The sequence below is a fragment of the Acidovorax sp. FHTAMBA genome (assembly GCF_038958875.1).
In the GTDB taxonomy this organism is placed as follows: Bacteria; Pseudomonadota; Gammaproteobacteria; order Burkholderiales; family Burkholderiaceae_C; genus Acidovorax.
The window spans coordinates 1999555-2014495 of record NZ_CP152407.1; the positions used below are offsets into that span (position 1 = coordinate 1999555).

Genomic DNA, 14941 nt, shown 5'->3' on the forward strand with positions numbered 1-14941 from the left:
CCACCCGTGGGCTGTGGCAGGCCCGGTCGTCGCTGGAACCGGCTGCTCATCAAGCAATCACACCCGGCCCATGTCGTGGCTGGGGCCGGCATCGTCTGGCGCACATCCGCGCACAAAGGGAGCCCGTTGTTGCACCGGCGGGCACCGGCACCGAATACCGCTGACCGCAAGGGGTCTCCCGATGGCTTGCGCGGCAGGCAAGCCATCGGAGGACCCTTCGCAATCGGCGGAAGAAACGCAGATCAGCAGAACGCGCGTGGCGCGGTTCGTGGAGAAGCCACCTTCAGATCTCGCCTCGCCCGCGTGGAGGGGGACGGCTGGGCGGGACGCGCACACGGAGCAGGAAGGCGTTGCGCGCTGGGCGTCCCGCGGGGCATGCGGGACACGGGCTGCGCCGCCAACGGCGGGCACGGCCCACGGGGAACGGGGTCGGTCAGGGGCTCTTGCGGCCGCTGCTGTTCCGGCGTGGGGGACGCGAGGCGCCACGCTTGGATGTGCCGGATTCGACCGGCAGCGTGCCATTGCAGTCTGGGTAGCGGCTGCACGACCAGAACGGGCCGCTCTTGCCGCTGCGCTGGCGCGTGGGGGCGCCGCACTGCGGACATGCCGGCCCCTGGGGAACCTTGATGGACAGGGAGGCGCTGCCGTACTGCGCGATCAGCTGCGAAATCCACGCGGCCTGCTTGCCGATGAACACGTCCAGCGTGAGCTGTCCGGCCTCGATCATGTCGAGCGCCTGCTCCCAGGCGGCCGTGGTGCCGGGGTCGGCGATCGCCGCGGGCACAGCGTCGATCAGCATGCAAGCCGCATCCGATGCGCGGATCGAGCGGCCCTTCTTCACGAGATAGCCGCGTGCGATCAGGCCGCTGATGATGTTGGCCCGCGTCGCCTCGGTGCCGATGCCCGTTGTGTCCTTCAGCTTCTGCTTCAGGCGCGGATCGGTCACGAAGCGCGCAACGCCTTTCATAGCCTTGACCAGTTCGCCCTGGGTATAGGGCTTCGGCGGGATCGTCTTGAGCGCCTTGATCTCAGCCTCGGCCACCGGGCATGCCAGGCCTTCATGCAGTTTCGGCAGCGCGGGCAGCCCCTGGCTGCGCACCGCGGTGTCGCCGTCCTCGCCGGCACCACCTTCATGTTCGGGTGCGGCCAGCACCAGGTGCCAACCCTTGACGACGACCTGCTTGCCCGTCGCCGCCAGCGTCTGCTGGCCGCAGGCAAGCTGAGCCACCGTGCGGTCGAACTCGTGATGGGGGAGGAACTGCGCCAGGTAGTGCGCCCGGATGAGCCGGTACACCGCCAGTTCCTTCTCGTTCATGGCCGAGAGGTTCGCCGGTTCGAGCGTCGGGATGATGCCGTGGTGGGCCGTGACCTTGCCGTCGTTCCAGGCGCGCGAGCGCTGCGAGCGGTCGAGCTGGCCCATGATGGAACGCAGCGAGGGATCGGTCTTGAGCAGGCTGTCCAGGACCGTGGGCACCTCGGCGAACATGCTCTCGGGCAGATAGCCGGAATCCGAGCGCGGGTATGTCGTCGCCTTGTGCGTCTCGTACAGGGCCTGGGCGATCTCCAGGGTCTCCTGCACGTCCAGCCCAAGCTGCTTGGAACAGACCTCCTGCAAGGTGCCCAGGTCGAACAGCAATGGCGGGCCTTCGCGCACGCGCTCGGTCTCGACCGACACCACCTGCGCGCTGCCCGCAGCGCGGATCTGCTGGGCGGCCTGCTGTGCGACCGGCTGTTGCACGCAGCGGCCCGCGTCGTCGGTGCAGGCATCGGGCGGAACCCACTGCGCGCTGAAAGCCTGGCCGCCCGTGGACAAGGCCACGTCGATGGCCCAGTACGGCACGGACACGAAGGCCGCGATCTCGCGGTCGCGGTCGACGACGAGCTTGAGCGTCGGGGTCTGGACGCGGCCGACCGACAGCACGCCGTCGTAGCCCGCCCGTCGCCCCAGCACGGTGAACAAGCGGCTGAGGTTCATGCCCGCAAGCCAGTCGGCCCGCGAACGCGCCAGCGCCGAGTAATACATCGGCAGCGTCTCGGCCGAGGGCCGCAGCTTGCCGAGCGCGGCGCGGATGGACGCATCGTTGAGCGCCGACAGCCACAGCCGCTCGATGGGGCCGCGGTAGCCGCACAGTTCGATGATCTCGCGGGCGATCAACTCGCCTTCACGGTCGGCATCGGTGGCGATGACGAGGTGGGTCGCCTTCGCCAGGAGCGCCTTGACGACCTTGAATTGCGCAGCGGTCCTGGGCTTGACCTCGACCCGCCAGCGCTCTGGGATGATGGGCAACTGCTCGATGGACCAGCGCTTGAGCTGCGCGTCGTAGGCTTCGGGCGGCGCTGCTTCCACGAGATGGCCGATGCACCAGGTGACCGTGACGCCGGAGCCATTGAGACAGCCTTCACCGCGCTGCGTGGCGCCGAGAATCCGGCCGATGTCTTTGCCCTGGGAGGGCTTCTCGCACAAGAACAGCCGCATGTCCGTCCATCCGATTCCCGTGGTTCGTTGAGTTGCCGGGATCGAGAATGCCGGGCATCACGAGGGGCGGCAACAAACAAGCGGCATGCGGTCGCGACCGCTTTGGCGAGACGAAATGGCTGGGCGGGGATGGCGTGCGCTCGGCGGTGTGCGGGCCGGGAGCCGCGATTTACGGGAGCGCGTGGAAGCCGGTGGATGTTGATGGAGCTATCCCCTGGGGATAGCTCGCGAGGGCATGGAGGGCGGCGAAGCACTCGGCAACCGCCCGCCATGCCGGATTACTTCCTGCGCTTGGCCTCTTTCGGGGCAGCCGGTTCCTGGGTGGCCTGGGGCTTCGGCTCAGCGTCCTGCGGCTTCGGGCTGAGGGCCACGGACTCGATGCGGTACGGCAGGATGCCGACGCTGCGCGCGTTGATCTGCCAGGTCTCGCGCGGCTGATCTTCGTTGTCCGTCCAGGGTTCGCGCTCCATGCGGCCGACGACCAGCACGCGCATGCCTTTCTGGTAGAGGTCCTTCCAGTGCGCGGCCTCGCGGTGCCAGATCTCCACCGGCGCCCAGAAGCCGCCGCGATCCTCGAAGTCGCCGCCCTTGGTGGGGACGGGGTTGTCGAAGTACACGTTCAGCCGCAGCAGGCGCCGCGGTTCGTCGTTGCCGTTGGGGAACTCCCGGTACTCGGGGGGCGAGCCGATGTTGCCTTCGCCCGAAAAATGCGTGCTCATGTTGCAATCTCCATCAGGGTGGTTGAAACCCGCGCCGACGTGCGTCAGTGCAGGCGCTGCTGGTCGATGAACGACCGGACGAGTTCGCAGCCGATGAAATGCCGCTGAAGTCGCAAGGCCACGGCGCCGGTGGTGCCGCTGCCGATGAAGGGATCCAGCACCGTGTCCCCCGCGCGGGAACCGGCCAGGATGCAGGGGACGATCAGGCGGTCGGGAAACACCGCGAAGTGGCTGTCCCTGAACGGCCGGGTGGCCACGGTCCAGACATCGCGCTTGTTGCGCAGGGCGCGGGCGCCGATCCGGTGCAGGCCGCCCCGCAGGTTGGCGTTGGCGCTGGTGGCGCGTTCGCCGGGCGGCTGGCGCACGGGCCGCAGGTTGCCGGGTCCGCGCGGGTCGGTCGAGGGCTCGCGGATGGCGGCTTGGTCGAAGTAGTAGCGGGGGCGCTTGGACAGCAGGAAGATGTGCTCGTGCGAGCGCGTGCAGCGGTCGGCCACGCTCTCGGGCATGGTGTTGGGCTTGTGCCAGATCAGGTCCTGGCGCAGATACCAGCCGTCGCGCCGCAGTGCGAACGCCAGCATCCACGGGATGCCCAGCATGTCCTTCGCCTTCACGTCGCCCGCAGGCCAGATCGCGCCGGCGGCGGCCTGGGCCGTGCCGTGCTTGGCGCCGCCCTTGCTGCTCGCGGCCTGGTAGGTGCGCGGTGCCGCGTAGCTGTCCCCGATCACGATCCACAGCGTGCCGTCGTCGGCCAGCAGGTCGCGCACCGCCCGGAACACGCGAACCAGGCGCCCGATGTACTGCTCGGGCGTGCGGCACGCGCCGATCTCCAGGTGCTTGTCGGGATGGTCCGGCGGGAGGTAGCTGCGCAGTCCGAAGTACGGCGGGCTGGTGACGCAGGTCTGTATCCGCACGCCGTCCGAGCGCATGCGCTCCAGCAGACCCAGGCAGTCCCCGGCGTGGGTCCGGTCCAGCCAACGGCACGTGGGCGGTTGCATCACGGTTCCCGTGCGCCCGAGCGGCGGCTGGCGACCGCTGTCATCCGGCGCAGATAGGCGTCATCGGCCTGCGCGGCCTTGCTGGCGCATTCCCGGGCCTGCCTGCCCAGGGTGTGCAGCAGGCTGATCTGCAGGTTCAGCACGATGCGCTGCAGTTCGATCGCGTGCAGGTCGGCGAGCAGGTTGACCGGCGTGCTGGTGCTGGCCATCAGCTCCTGCCACAGGGCCACGCCCATGGCTGAACGGTCGTGCCTGCGCCAGCGGAGGAACGTCGTTCCTGCGCCAGTGGTCTGCTGGGCCAGTTCGACGGGCAGCAGGTGGAAGGGGTGCCTGCACGCCTGCGCCAGCACTTGCCGCTGCGCCAGGGCGATCAACTCGTCGCGCAGGGCGAAGCATTGGCTGGCCCAGTCCTCAAGATCCCCCTTACCCTTAAAAGGCTTCAAAAGGCCCTTTAGAGAGGCCGCGTGTTCCAGCTTCATGAAGGCGCCCTGTTCCAGACGACGGAAGTGGCGGGCTTCGTGGTTCGGGTCGCTCATGCCGGATCGTCCTCGCCGGTGCTGGCCTTGGCCGGATCGGCGGCGGTGGCTTCGTCGCTGGAAGGCGCGGTCGCGGCAGAACTGTCGCCGCGCTGCTGCAGGCCACGGCGCACGACAGGCGGCGCGAACTTCGAGCGGCGCGTGCCTTCGAGCACCTCCTGCGGCAACTCGCCGAACTTCTCCAGCGCCGCCCGCGCTGCGGCATTCCTGGAGGCGAAGTCGGCGCGCGTCGTGCCCGAGTAGCGGTACTGCTGGGCCAGCGAGAACAGGCTGCGCAGCGCATGCGCGCCATCGTTGAGCCAGCGCTCCAGCGTGCTGCGGTCGATGAGCGCGGTGTGGTGGGCGAGGATCAGCTTGCGGGCGATGTCGTCGTAGTCGGCCAGGAGATAGACCGCGGCAAAGCCGAGCTGGGCGTTGACGAAGAGCGGGAGCTTGACGGGCTGCACGTTGAGGTTCTCGCCCAGGCTCAATGCCGCGGGCACTCCGGCCAGCGCCTGGTCCACCTGCTCGCGCAGCGATTGCAGCGTTGCCTTGGTCTGGTCGAGCTTGTCTTCGATGCGCAGCATCCACCAGTCGCTGTACGGGTCGTCCTGTTCCGAACCGCGTTTCATCTTGTTCATGACGGCGATGTAGCCGTTCAGGCCGACGATGCCCGGCCGCCCCTCGGCGGCGGCGCGGCCATGCCAGATGCGCGAGGCGTGGTGGGTGTGCAGCGTCAGCGACATCGCGCTGCGCAGCGAACCGAGGTTCAACTGCAAGGGTTCATTGGTGGCCATGGGGACAGCTCGCTCAGGGACAAGGAGCTGCCAGCATCGGCACGCAGCGGAAGGCAGTCAGTCAACAAACCGATATCGGCCAGACCCCGGTTGGGGGCGTGACAGCCGCTCGTGGCAGGAGCTATCCCCAGGGGATAGCTCCATCAAACACCATGGAGCGCTGCTCGCGCCGAGGGCATGGCTATCCGCCGAGATGAGGTCGTTCTGAATCGGCCCGCACGCGCGACGGTCCATGCCTGCGCTTGTTGCACCTTGCACCACATCTATCCCCTGGGGATAGCGCCATGGAGCGCCAGGGAATGCTCTTCGCCGAGGGCAGTTCGGACAGGATCGCACCGGCGCCGGCACCCGATACCTGCTTTGCACCCATTCAGCGTCCAGCGTTTGCGCGCGGCTATCCCCAGGGGATAGCTTTGCTGAAGGCCACGGGTGTCTGCTCCATGGCCTTGCCACCCCCGGCGTCAGGTCTTGCGCAGCAGCTCGCGCAGCCGGTCGATGTGCTGCCGGGCCACCTCGGGTGGAACCACGTTGCGCGGTGGCTCCGGAGGCGCCCGCGCGGCCGCAGGTGTCGTTGGTGCCGTGTCGGTTTGCTTGGTCCAGGCATTGAACTCTCCGCGGATGGCGCGCTGGATGATGCCGAACAGATACCCGGCAGGGTTGCGGACGGTCGCGCCGCGACAGCGCTCGGCCCATTCGTCCAGCACGGCCTGCCGCAATGGCGCGTCGACCTGCTGCAGCGCCACCAGCGCGCCTGCCTGCTGTTCTTCCTTCAAGGCAAGGAAGCGCTCGGGCAGACGCAGGCCATGCGCCGCGCGCGCGGTAGTACGTACTTCATGGATACGACTACTACGTACAGTACGGTCCTGCTTCGGATTCCGAAGAGCGTGGTCTGGCGCGGGTTTCGAGCCTGCTTCGGATTCCGAAGACGGCGCAGCTTCATTCCGAAGAAGGTCCGAAACCCCTTCTTCGGAATCGTGGACGGTACCCTCCTGTGGATAACTTTCGGAAGCGTCGATGCCCTGGCGGGCCAGGCGCTCGGCGAGCAGCTGCAGCCGCGACGGCAGCGTGCGGCCGGACAGCAGCGGGTCTTCCGCGATCTCCTTGAGGGCGTTGAGTCCCACCATCTGGACGGCCTTGGCCGAATGCCCGAGGGCGTGGCTGATGAGCTGCAAATAGTCCGCGTCGAGCTGCATCGCTTCGAAGGGCGTCAGGGGCTCGTCGTGCAGGACGTAGAGGTTGCCGAGGATGCGGCCGGTCTTGGGGTCCCGGCGCCTGCGCACCAGGCTCAGCCAGCGCGTGAGGCGCAGCAGCGTCAGCGCCCGCGCCACGGTCTCGTGGGAGGCCTGTCCCGCGCACGGCATCGACGCCAGCCAGGGGCGCAACTGCTCATAGGTGGGGAACGCGGTGACGCCATCGTCGTTGAGCATCAGCCGGCACACCTGCCAGGCGTTGCGCTCCAGCGGCGTCAGTCGGCGGTCGAGGAAGAGTCGCCTCGGCACACTCTCGTGCCGGTTGCCGCTGAACAGGAAGCCGTCACCGGGCGCAGGTGTGCCGGGTGCGGGCGCGAGTTGCTTCAGGGCACCGTCGAACAGATCGGCGAGGGCGACGGGGCCGTGGCGTGGTGCGCGTGGTGGGGTGTCGTCCACGGCCGCCGCCTATCCCAAGCCCTGATCGACCCAGTTCTTGATCGCGGCCCAGACCACCGACAGCGGCAGCGACATGCCTTCGGCCAGGTCCATCGCCGCGCCGAGAATCGAGGTCTCGTCCTCCAGATCGACGTTTCTGCTGCTGGTCACGGCCTTCCATTGCCGCCACAACGCCGTGTCCTGGGTTTCGTCCAGGACCGGATGGCGTCCCTTGCGCTTGGGCAGACCGAGAATACCGCGGCGCAGGGCGACCTCCTGATGGGTGAGGCCGTAGAAGCGGCTCACCATCTCCGTGCTGGCACCGAGGCGCAACATGCGGTCGACCGTGGCGATCTCCTTCTCCACGTCGTGCGCCTGCTTCAACAGCCGCTTGAGCACCTCGCGGTTCACGGAGACGGAGCACCAGGAGACGCTGGCGTTGGCCAGTACGCTGATGAGGGCGGGATGCTTGAGCGCATCCAGTTCTTCCTCGCCGAACCCCATTGATTTGCACCGGCGCAGTTGCCCGTTGCGCAGGTCATAGAGCGCCTGGGCGATGACGGCCTGGTTGAGCGGGTGTGATGCAGGCATGCGGCGTCTTTCGCTCACGTCCCGGAATCCATGGTCCCGGCCCCCAAGTCCAACAGGCGCCGGGCCAGCCGCAACAGCCGGAACAGCTTGACCAGCGCGGTGTCGCTCAACCGCCGGGCAGCATCGCCCTGGCCATGCAGAAGCGTTGGCAGGTCGATGGCGACTTGCCCGCCGTCCACACCAACGTCTGCAGGCGGCTGGCCGGCCAGGCAGGCCAGCAGCGCGAGCACGGCGCGGCCCAGCGGCGACGGGGCCTGGGTGTAGGCACGGCATGCGAAGCCGATGCCGTCTGGACGGTCATCAATGCACTCGTCCAGATCTGCCTCGCCCGCGATCTCGCGCGCGAACTGCGCGATGTGGATGCGCAAGCGGTCGGGCGTGTCCAGGCCGGGGTCGATGTACCAGACATCGGAGATGGGATAGAGCCCACCGGCCTGCACCGGGATGGACTGCAGCACATTGGCCGAGAAATCGGGCGGCAGCGCATCGCCCAGCTGATCGGCGACCATGCGCTGGATGGACCGCAGTCGCTCGGTCGTCGGCGCCGGCGAGACGATGTGCTCCTGAAGCCGGTCACCAGCCACGGACGCGGAGCTCCCTGGGGACGGATTGCCTGTAACCGAACCGTCCTCGCGATCGCGCGTGGGAGCCGCGGCTGCCGGCGTCGTGGTGGATGGCGCGGGGGCGGCCGGCGGGCGGGCGACGGTTCCAGGCTCTGGCAGTGCGGGCGGCGCCGATGGTGGCGTCGGGTCGCTGACCAAGGCGCGGTGGCGGCTCTCGGATTCGGTGAGATCCAGCGCCAGCACATCGTAGTCGATGCCCAGCAGTTCGGACATCTGGCCGATCAGTTCGTCCTGCACACGCTGCGATGAGAACTCGTCGCCTTGGGCGTCGAAGTGCGACAGCACTTCCTGGAAGAAGTCGTCGAAGTCCTGTACCAGGGAGCGGCCCTTGGCGTAGCGCTCCCAGGTGAGCATGCAGGCTTTGCGCATGACCGACAGGCGTTCGACCTGGTGGCGGCCGAGCCCAGCATAGAGCATGGTCGGAATCGCGGGCAGCAGGTAGCGCACCGCATCGGCCATGCGGCTGACGTGGGACTGCTGCACGGGATAGCCGTCGGCGGCCAGGCGGCGGGCCAGTTCGGACTGGCTTAGGGGGTTGCCGCTCTCCAGTTCGTAGAACTCGCGCGCCTTCTCGACACCGAGGGCGCGCTCGATGAACGTGAGACCGCCGCGCAGTTCGTTTTCGGCGAGGTGCCCGGTCAGCGCGACGATTTCACCGCGCTCGGGCCAAGGCCGGAATAGACAAGATATGCGGAAGAACTGTTCGTCCTTGGTCTCCGACCAGAGTTCGCGCAGGATCGCCAGCCGGGTGTTGCCGCCGTTGCGGATGATGTAGTGCGCATCGCCGGGCCGCCGCGTGATGGCCGGCGCCGCATCCAGGCCGCGTTCGCGGATGGAGGCCTTGATTTCTTCGTAGGCGGGATTGCGCTTGACGCGCGGGTCGTGGTCATAGGGGCGCAACTGGTCCAGGGTGACGACCATGGGCGTGTCGGCAATCGGGTCGCTGAGCACCGTGGCCGATGGGCCGCTGCGCTCGAACCCGGCGGCGAGGAGCTTGCCGGCCATGTCCTGGGGGGTCATGTCAGCCATGGCCGCATCCCTGGGCGTTGGCGGCCCGGGCCTCGCGTTCGGCGCGGCGAAGCTGCGCACGGGCGTTGAGCGCGGCACGGTGGTCGCTCGCCGTCGAGCTGGTGTAGATCGCAGCGCAGCCCGGTTTGGTGAACTTGAGATGGCCACCGGGCGTGCGCTTGACGTGCCAGCCTTCGCCCACGGCGAATTCGATCAGGGCGCGCAGCCGCTTGTGGCCGCGTGCCAGATCATGGGCGCTTGCCATGGCTTGCGCCCCCCGCCGTGGCCCTCGCGTCTGGTCGACCGGTCACGAGTTCGAAGCGCGCGAGCCAGTGAGGGAACAACTCAATGGCGAGTGCACGCATCGTGTCGAGCGCCGCGGGCGCGACTCTGCCCGGTGGCTGGCGATGCTCGACCCGATGCACCGGCAGGCCGCGCGTCGCGGCGCGGGGATACGCTTCGATGGCTGGCACATCGGTAGCCAATACGCGGATGCCCCCGTGTTCCTGGAACAGGTCGCGCAGGGCCTGCTGGATCAGCCGCGCGTTCGACGACACTGGATGCACGCGGTTGATGAGCAAGTGCAGCGGCGGCGGTTCGATCCCGAAGTGCCGGTACGGCGCGATGTCCTCGATCAGTTGCAGCGTGCCCCGTCTCAACTCGCGCGCCGCGAGGATTTCCGGGGTCACGGGAGACAGTGCCAGGTCTGAGGCCAGCACCGCCATCTCCAGCAGGACGGAGCGCGCGCCCTGGGTGTCGATCAGCAGCAGGTCATACAGTGGCTCCAGCGTCGGCAGTAGGTGGCGCAGCCGCAGGCGCCCGTCTGGGGCATGCAGCAGCAGCGTGTTCAGTTCGCCGCGGTCGTCGTTCGACAGCACCAGGTCCAGGCCCGCGATGGCGGTGCGCGAGACCAGTTGCTCGATGCGCCGCTCGTTGAACGCCAGCATCTCGTAGATGCCGGCCGGCGCCTGCGCATCAAGGGTGAAATAGCTTGATAGCGTGGGCTGTACGTCGAGATCCAGCAGCAGCACGCGCAGGCCTGCGTCGGCAGCAAGGCCACCAAGGTTGGCAGCTGTGGTCGTCTTGCCCACGCCGCCTTTCGTCGAGATAACTGAAACCACCTGCATGGTGCGCTCTCCTGGTGGAAGGGGCCATCCGGGCGAGGGCCGATCAGGCCCGCTCCTTGAGTCGCTCGGTGATCCACGAGTCGATCTCGACCGAATCCCAGCCTACCGCGCGCACCCCCAGACGCAGCGCCTTGGGGAACTTACCTTCCTTCATGAGGCTGTAAATGTGTGCGCGTTTGAAGCCGGTCTTGGCCTCGACTTCAGCGCGGCGCAGGATGCGGTGCTCCGCCGGCACAGCCGGCGCGTTGGTCTGCGAAGACATGAGAGACACTCCTTGACGCTCACAGGCGTTGTTCGGAAAGTGCCTCGCATTCAATACACCGCGGCGGCTCAATGCACTGCAACTGCAGAGAGCGCAGCTGCAATTGCAGTACGTCGCAACGCCGTCAGCGGGATGCCTCTAGGTGGCGACGCGCCTGCGCAAGCTTGCTCCACAGCGTTCGCTCGCTGAGTCCGGGTCGGCCTTCGTAGTGCGCAAGCAGCGCGTTGACCACGGCATCCATGTTTCGGAACGACGAGTATGCCGTGCCCGCCGGCGACGTGCCGAGCAGCAGCGTCAGCAAGCCGCCAATGATGTTCAGATAAGTTGACTCGCTGCGCTGGCCGGGTTCGTGTGCCCCCTTGATGTCGGCAATGCGGATGGCGTGGTCCTGCGCCAGTGCTTCGTACGCTGCACGCAGCGTCTCATGAGCCTGGGACAGTTCGGCGAATTGCACCTTGGCCGCTTCGCGCTCGGCCAGCAAGACGCTGAGCGTGGTCAGGGTGATGGCGGGATGCAGGTCGCGCTCGATGCCATCGAACAGAAACGGCGGCCGCTCGCCGGGGTAGTAGTGCGTCATCCATGCCTTCAAATCGACGTGGCGAACTATCAGTTCCGTATCTTCGAGCGAAGGGCGCTGCGATTTCTGCATGGTGCCGGCCTTGCCAAAGGGCAGTTCGCCATGCGCCAACGCATCGAAAATGCGTTCGGCAAACAGGCACAGCATCGGCCAACTTGGGAAGTCGTTCGGTTCTGGCATGGCGCGCTGCCCAAGGGTTTCCAGAATTCTTCGCTCGAAACGCAACAAGTCGGCCCAGCGAATGGCTGCCTCGATCGGGCGGTAGTAGGTTTTGGCGCCAAAGGCAAGGCTGCTCGATTGCGGCATATCGCGCGCTTCCCATCTTCGGATTGAATTCCGGCAGACGCGCGCGGCCACCATCGGGCGCGGCGAATGCCCAAAAACCCGGATGAAGCGCGGGGCCGAATGGCATCGGGGAGGTAAGCGTTGCATCGGCGCTGATCGCCGGCCTGAAGCAGCAACATCTTGCTACGCTTGAAACTTCTCCACCATAATGCGAACGGTTTGGCGGTTGCGAAACCCAGGCGTCAAGCATGGGGGACTGCGCTTTACCCGAAACCAGGTCAAAGTTTTCGCAGGAATTCCATCGGGGTAAAGCGTCAATGCGTCAGACCACTGAGGCGGTTTGCATCCGGCCGGAGTTCATGCGTTCTGTGTCAGTGCAGTGACCTCGACGGTACGCATGCATCTCCGGGCCGCCGCTATTTAGAATGGCAGAGCAGTTTTTCCTCCATAAAGCGGAAGCAGTACTGCTTTTCAGTGGTGCAAATTGGGTCCGGTACAAGACTCAAAAAGTATGGTGCAATCCGGGAAATCGGCCTACGTACCCGCCGATGGGCCGAGTCAAATCCGGCGGAGATCGCCTGTGTCCTGGCGGCCGACGCGCTCGGCCCGGTTGATGAAATGGCGCAGCGGCTCTGTAACATCTCCCTCGGCCCGCAGCACAAAGGTGGTCAGTACTGCGGTTTGACCGGCCAAGGGACGGGAGACCACGTCCGGCTGCTGGCAAGCCGCCAGGTGCGCGGCAGTTGAAAGGCCAACGCCATACCCGGCAGCCACAAACGCAAGCATCAGTCCATGGGTAGCGACGTACTCGACCATAGCCGGTTGCGCATCCACCGTACGGAACAGTCGTTCGCGCTGCAGGCTGCAACCTTGGCACGCTTGTGGGTCGCACAGCACCAGCGGATAGCTCACCGCTTCCTCCAGCGGTACCTCCTTGAAGGCCAACAGCGGATGCCGTGCGGGTAGGGCCACCACGAAGGGGTCATTCCACACTGGCGCAGACACGATCCCAGCCTCCGCTTGGTCAAGCATCGCAAAGCCGGCGTCAAACAAGGTCGCGCCCAGACCATGCACCAGTTGGGTCAGCGGCATCTCGGAAAGTTGGATCTTCACCTGCGGTGCCTCCTCCCGGCACAGCGCAAGCAATGTTGATAGCCGCGTTTGCCCAATGTCGCCCGACAAACCGACACGCAATGTGCAGTGATACCCCACTGCAACAGCCTTTGCCCGTGCCTGTGCTTGCTCGACGGCCAGCAGGATTCGACGGGCATCCTCCAGGAAGAGTTGACCGGCCAAGGTCAGGTGCACGCCGCGGGGCGGGCGATGCAATAGCGTAACGCCCAGATCCGACTCCAGCCTGCGGATGGTGCGCGACAGCGGCGACTGCTCGATGTGCAAGCGCTTCGCGGCCCGGCCAAAGTGCAATTCTTCGGCCACGGTGATGAAAGCTCGAATCTGACGCAGATGCATGTCTATCCTTTCAATAGAGTCACAGCCTGTGACACCATGGAACGACACGAGTTCATGCCAGAGAGAAACCGGATAGCGCCTGCCCAGCACTGCCTCGCCATATAGCGAAGCGACCGTCACTAGAACATTTCGCGAGAGTCCGGTTAACTACACAGACTTTGCGTCATAGCACGGATTCGGCCGTACAAATAAAGAGTCACAACTAAGATGTAACTACTTCTAGCGTTGCCGTCTGCGCTGAGACGCTACGTCGCCGCGTGTGGCCACCCAATGAGCGCAGGGATGCTCGCGCCATCCTCTGGTGCGGTCGGGATGCTTGCCGCCCCCGAATTAGAACGATGGGCGCATCTTTGCGTGAGCCTCCGAATTGCCACAGAACTGCTGCGTCGTCGTAACAGTGCCCTGTGGCAGCGCGCTATGCGGCACGTCGCCGAGGAGTCCTGGGCGGCAGACGGTTCGCAGTTGGACAGTGCGCGGCTTCAATGTAGCTCCAGCAGTGGATTGGCGCGGTGTGAGTGCAAGGAGTCGCAAATTGCGGCGCTGCGACACCTCAGAGGGGTCTGGAGGGCCTATGCAGCAATTTAACCCGCCTGCATCGTCGCCATCCTTCGCAAATTCAGCGCCATGCACACGAGTTTCCGCTCGGCTTGTACTGGGTGTAGTCACGCACGTTGAACTGACGGACGCTCAAAACGTTCCTGATCAAACCGTTCGGTGGTTCGGCCATTCCTGCAGTGTCTCTGGAAGCAGCAGCATCTTCTGCGGCTCGCAGGAAAGGTAGTTTGCGGCCATCGCCATCAACGGACGACACCTTACCCACGACGGCAGCAACTTCGCGTTCGGCCGCCCAGACTCCCAGGCCAGGCTTAGCTGCAAGACCAAACGCGGCGATGTTCCTGTAGAGGCGATGGCCAACCGCCCCGAACCGGAACTTGAAGCGAAGGTACCAACGAATCGACAGCATGATGACCGCGAGACGCTCCAGGTAGCGCGGCCTCTCACAGACGGATCTGCCGAATGCGGAAGCTTCTGTGTCATCGCAGGGGCTTCCAAGCGATGAACCGAGGTGCCTTGCTGGCTTTCCGAGGCCCTTGAGCGGGCAGCTCACTGTTAAAGGCAGGCAAAGGCGGGGGCTGAAACGTAAATTCAATAATATTGAAAAATGATCCAGTGTTGAATTCAGTAGTCATTGCTGATAGAGTTTGCTGCCTGCCGAGACCCAAAGCTAAAGAGGTCATTTTTAGAGCACTGGAGACATATCGTGGACGCAACAGTCGCCTGGGAATCAGTTCGCTCCGACGAGTCGAAAAGCACGGACAGTGCTGCGCCTTGTTGCAAGGGGAATGAGCACTTGCCTGTGCGGACCTCCACGCCCAAGGCCTGCATCGCCGCACTGATGCATGGGCGGCGGTTCGAGCTCGACGTCTACACGGAGAAGCTCTTCAGTTCGGCCGATGCCGCCTCCGCACCACCGCGCATCCTGATGTTCAAGCCGCTTTGATGGGAGGGCTGCATCCATGAGCTTCTCGGTTGCCATTCGCAATACCAGCGAGCGCTATGTCTGCCGCCCTGACCAGACTCTGCTCGGCGGCATGGAGCAACTCGGCCGCAAGGGCATCCCGGTCGGCTGCCGCGGTGGTGGCTGCGGCGTGTGCAAGGTGCGCATCGAGTCCGGTGCAGTACGCAGCGAACGTATGAGCCGCTGCCACGTCAGCGCCGAGGAGGAGGCACAAGGATTCGTGCTCGCCTGCCGCGCCTATCCCCAGAGCGATCTCGCGCTGCGCGCTGTCGAGAGACTGGCGCGCTGCATCGAGCGCCATGCCGCTCGCCCGGCTCCCACCGCTTCCCGCTCCCTCACCTGAATTCTTCCA

15 protein-coding genes and 1 pseudogene are annotated in these 14941 nt (G+C 65.9%); 2 read left to right on the forward strand and 14 right to left on the reverse strand.

Annotated features, from left to right (window positions below; genetic code table 11):
• Positions 1 to 433: 433 nt before the first annotated feature.
• The 14 genes and pseudogenes from AAFF19_RS09380 to AAFF19_RS09445 form a co-directional block, all read right to left on the reverse strand.
• A complete protein-coding gene (locus AAFF19_RS09380; RefSeq protein ID WP_038201453.1) occupies positions 434 to 2476 on the reverse strand; it encodes a DNA topoisomerase III in 2043 nt (680 codons plus the stop codon).
• Between the two features lie 278 nt (positions 2477 to 2754).
• Positions 2755 to 3195, reverse strand: a complete 441-nt coding sequence (locus AAFF19_RS09385; RefSeq protein WP_038201456.1) for a single-stranded DNA-binding protein — start codon at positions 3193 to 3195, stop codon at positions 2755 to 2757.
• Positions 3196 to 3239: 44 nt separating this feature from the next.
• The gene (locus tag AAFF19_RS09390) at positions 3240 to 4190 is read right to left on the reverse strand and encodes a site-specific DNA-methyltransferase (RefSeq protein ID WP_051952847.1); all 951 of its coding nucleotides are present in this window, start codon (positions 4188 to 4190) and stop codon (positions 3240 to 3242) included.
• Positions 4190 to 4726: a DUF3158 family protein gene (locus AAFF19_RS09395; RefSeq protein WP_038201460.1), complete on the reverse strand. Its 537-nt coding sequence runs from the start codon at positions 4724 to 4726 to the stop codon at positions 4190 to 4192. Before AAFF19_RS09395 ends, AAFF19_RS09390 begins: the two co-directional genes overlap by 1 nt.
• On the reverse strand, positions 4723 to 5502 hold the full coding sequence (locus AAFF19_RS09400; protein WP_038201462.1) for a PFL_4669 family integrating conjugative element protein: 780 nt from the start codon (positions 5500 to 5502) through the stop codon (positions 4723 to 4725). Before AAFF19_RS09400 ends, AAFF19_RS09395 begins: the two co-directional genes overlap by 4 nt.
• A gap of 461 nt (positions 5503 to 5963) precedes the next feature.
• Positions 5964 to 7148: an STY4528 family pathogenicity island replication protein gene (locus AAFF19_RS09405; RefSeq protein ID WP_038201463.1), complete on the reverse strand. Its 1185-nt coding sequence runs from the start codon at positions 7146 to 7148 to the stop codon at positions 5964 to 5966.
• 9 nt (positions 7149 to 7157) lie between these two features.
• Positions 7158 to 7718 carry a DUF2857 domain-containing protein gene (locus AAFF19_RS09410; RefSeq protein WP_038201465.1) on the reverse strand — a complete coding sequence of 187 codons (561 nt, stop codon included), beginning with the start codon at positions 7716 to 7718 and terminating at the stop codon, positions 7158 to 7160.
• Between the two features lie 14 nt (positions 7719 to 7732).
• Entirely contained in the window at positions 7733 to 9370 is a 1638-nt protein-coding gene (locus AAFF19_RS09415) for a ParB family protein (protein ID WP_038201467.1), read from the reverse strand.
• Positions 9363 to 9614, reverse strand: coding sequence for a hypothetical protein (locus AAFF19_RS09420; RefSeq protein ID WP_038201470.1), 252 nt, complete (start codon positions 9612 to 9614; stop codon positions 9363 to 9365). The genes AAFF19_RS09415 and AAFF19_RS09420 overlap by 8 nt, the downstream gene beginning before the upstream one ends.
• Positions 9598 to 10476, reverse strand: a complete 879-nt coding sequence (locus AAFF19_RS09425) for a ParA family protein (RefSeq protein WP_038201473.1) — start codon at positions 10474 to 10476, stop codon at positions 9598 to 9600. Before AAFF19_RS09425 ends, AAFF19_RS09420 begins: the two co-directional genes overlap by 17 nt.
• 43 nt (positions 10477 to 10519) lie before the next feature.
• Positions 10520 to 10738, reverse strand: coding sequence for an AlpA family transcriptional regulator (locus tag AAFF19_RS09430; protein WP_060986721.1), 219 nt, complete (start codon positions 10736 to 10738; stop codon positions 10520 to 10522).
• Between the two features lie 124 nt (positions 10739 to 10862).
• Entirely contained in the window at positions 10863 to 11621 is a 759-nt protein-coding gene (locus tag AAFF19_RS09435; RefSeq protein ID WP_038201479.1) for a hypothetical protein, read from the reverse strand.
• Positions 11622 to 12158: 537 nt separating this feature from the next.
• Positions 12159 to 13070, reverse strand: coding sequence for a LysR substrate-binding domain-containing protein (locus AAFF19_RS09440; RefSeq protein ID WP_038201483.1), 912 nt, complete (start codon positions 13068 to 13070; stop codon positions 12159 to 12161).
• A gap of 581 nt (positions 13071 to 13651) precedes the next feature.
• Positions 13652 to 13797 (reverse strand): annotated as a pseudogene (locus AAFF19_RS09445) (IS5/IS1182 family transposase); the annotation flags it as partial.
• Positions 13798 to 14421: 624 nt separating this feature from the next.
• On the opposite strand from AAFF19_RS09445, the gene AAFF19_RS09450 reads away from it, so the two are divergent.
• Together AAFF19_RS09450 and AAFF19_RS09455 are read left to right on the forward strand one after the other, a co-directional pair.
• On the forward strand, positions 14422 to 14571 hold the full coding sequence (locus AAFF19_RS09450) for a hypothetical protein (RefSeq protein ID WP_210436291.1): 150 nt from the start codon (positions 14422 to 14424) through the stop codon (positions 14569 to 14571).
• A 16-nt stretch (positions 14572 to 14587) separates the two neighbouring features.
• A complete protein-coding gene (locus AAFF19_RS09455) occupies positions 14588 to 14932 on the forward strand; it encodes a 2Fe-2S iron-sulfur cluster binding domain-containing protein (protein WP_060987790.1) in 345 nt (114 codons plus the stop codon).
• The last annotated feature ends 9 nt before the right edge of the window (positions 14933 to 14941 follow it).